The 2,187-nt window shown below is 61.8% G+C and carries 3 protein-coding genes; all 3 read right to left on the reverse strand.

The genetic code is table 11. From position 1 onward, the window contains the following. A partial coding sequence (locus tag GSQ70_RS05400) for a ParB/RepB/Spo0J family partition protein (protein ID WP_158785228.1) occupies positions 1 to 887 on the reverse strand: 887 nt, incomplete at its 3' end. A gap of 59 nt (positions 888 to 946) precedes the next feature. Next, entirely contained in the window at positions 947 to 1,177 is a 231-nt protein-coding gene (locus GSQ70_RS05405; protein WP_158781603.1) for a DUF905 family protein, read from the reverse strand. Between the two features lie 47 nt (positions 1,178 to 1,224). After that, positions 1,225 to 1,776: a single-stranded DNA-binding protein gene (gene ssb, locus GSQ70_RS05410; protein ID WP_158781604.1), complete on the reverse strand. Its 552-nt coding sequence runs from the start codon at positions 1,774 to 1,776 to the stop codon at positions 1,225 to 1,227. Positions 1,777 to 2,187 lie beyond the last annotated feature (411 nt).

The following is a 2,187-nucleotide window of genomic DNA, read 5'->3' on the forward strand; positions in this document are numbered from 1 at the left end:
TCCTGCAACCGTTGCGCTTCCTCCGCAAGCCGGGCCTGCACCAGACGGTCAACCAGTACGCTGTCTGCCGTTCCGTCACCCTCTACTGCGCTGAACAGGTCTTCACGCACCACGCCGCCCGCCGCCTCATACGCCTCGCGCCCGATAAAGACGAAGCGGGGATGGCGCACGGAGATTTCGGTGTCGGTGACGGCGCGTTTCAGCAGGTGTGCGGGAGCATGGCTGTATTCGGCCTGAACACGCCCGTAAATTTCCACCTGACGCGCCGGGTCGCTTTCCAGACTCAGCGCCTGGCACTGCTCCACGTCGAGTTTATTCTCTGCCAGCAGGGCAATAAGTTCCGGGGCAAGGTTCGCCAGCTTCAGCATGCGCTGAACGTGGCGTGAGCCGAAGCCGAGCGCGTCGCCAATCTGCGCGGGGGTTTTGCCCTGCTGTGACAGGGTACGGAATCCGGCAATCTGCTCTGCCGGATGCATAGCCTTTTGCTGGTCGTTTTCAACCATCGAGGCGATGACCGCCATTTCATCCGACACGCGCTTGACCGCTACGCTGACCCCGGCATCGATGCGCAATTCATCGCGCAGCAGCTGCAGCGCCGTCAGGCGGCGGCCCCCGGCGGCAACGCCTGACGTGCCGTCCGGCAGGGTGTGCACCACCAGGTTCTGCAGCAGGCCAACGGACTCAATGGTGTTCGCCAGGCTGCGTACGCTTTCAGTGGAATACGGGACGGTGCGGACGTTCAGCGGAGATTTGACCAGCGCCGACAGCGGCACCATTTCAATCTGCACCGCATCAAGGGCGGCCTTCAGCGCCGCAGCGGCGGCAGGCTTTACGGCTTTTTTGCTGGTTTTCGCGGGTGCTTTTGCTTTAGACTCGGTTACTGACATAGTTGATACCTCATAGTGTTGATGACTGTCTGCCGGATGCCCCACGCATCCGGCACCTCTTACTGCCTTCTCACGCCGTATCGTGCGATATAACGGTTCAGCTCACAGCCCGCATCGGCTTCAAAATTCCAGTCGCGCCAGACCAGCATGCCCTCCACGCGGACAACAAGATGAAAGTGCGTACCCTGGTCGTCTTCGATCGTCACGTTGCCGTAAGCGGCCACAAGGGCTTCGGCCTGGCGGCGGGTGAACGGACCATCGGGTAATACCGGAAGGGTGGTGTTATCCATTATCAGGACTCCTTTTGGATGCCCCGACCGTGCGGGGCGGGATGCATTCAGAACGGTATGCTGTCCATATCATCGACGGGCGGCCATTCGCCCAGCGGCGGCTGAGGCTCCGGCTGCGCGGCGGCTTTTTTGCCCTTCCCGCGCCCTTTTTTCTCACCGGATGCGCCGTCAGCAGACTGTGATGCTGCCCGGGCAGGCTGTGCTGGCTGACCGCTGTACTGCGGGTTTTCCTGCGGCTGGCCCCCGTCACGGCGACCGCCGAGCATCTGCATGGTGCCATTCTGGCCGACCACGATTTCGGTGACGTAACGGGTTGCCCCTGCGTCGTCCTGCCAGCTGCGGGTGCGCAGCTGACCTTCAACGTAAATCTGTGCGCCCTTACGCAGGTATTCCCCGGCCACTTCGGCCAGCTTTCCGAACAGCACCACGCGGTGCCACTCGGTTTTCTCACGCATTTCCCCGGTCTGCTTATCGCGCCAGGACTCTGACGTTGCCAGGCTCAGGTTGGCTACCGCGCCGCCGTTGGGCATGTAGCGGATTTCCGGGTCCTGCCCCAGAAAACCAATTAAAGTCACTCTGTTCACGCCGCGTACTGTCATGATAAATCTCCTTAATCATCTGATTTTTATGCTTTTGAAAACCATCACCCGTTGAGTTGCCGGGGCCGCGGTTTTGACGTTTTGCGGGGACCTGCTGAGCGCTCCCGCTGGTTGTTACCTTCACCCGTTTGAGAGCCGTTCGCCGCAGGGGCGTAAACCAGCGCGGGCGATGGCAGCAGTCCGGGGCGCGGTTTACCGCGTGCCATTTACCCTGGACGGCTGACGGCGACTGTGCTTGTCTCAGCCCCGGCGAAAGGACTCAGAAGGGTGAAATGACCAGGAGGATATGAGCAGGGACCCGCCGCAATGACGGAACGCGCGGGCGCGAAACGGCGTTGCCCCGAAGAGGCCCGGCAGCATTACCGCCGGGCTGGTGAAAGCGGCGCATCCGCGCCGGATGCAGCAAGCGTG

The organism is Pantoea sp. BAV 3049 (genome assembly GCF_009765445.1).
Classification (GTDB): domain Bacteria; phylum Pseudomonadota; class Gammaproteobacteria; order Enterobacterales; family Enterobacteriaceae; genus Erwinia.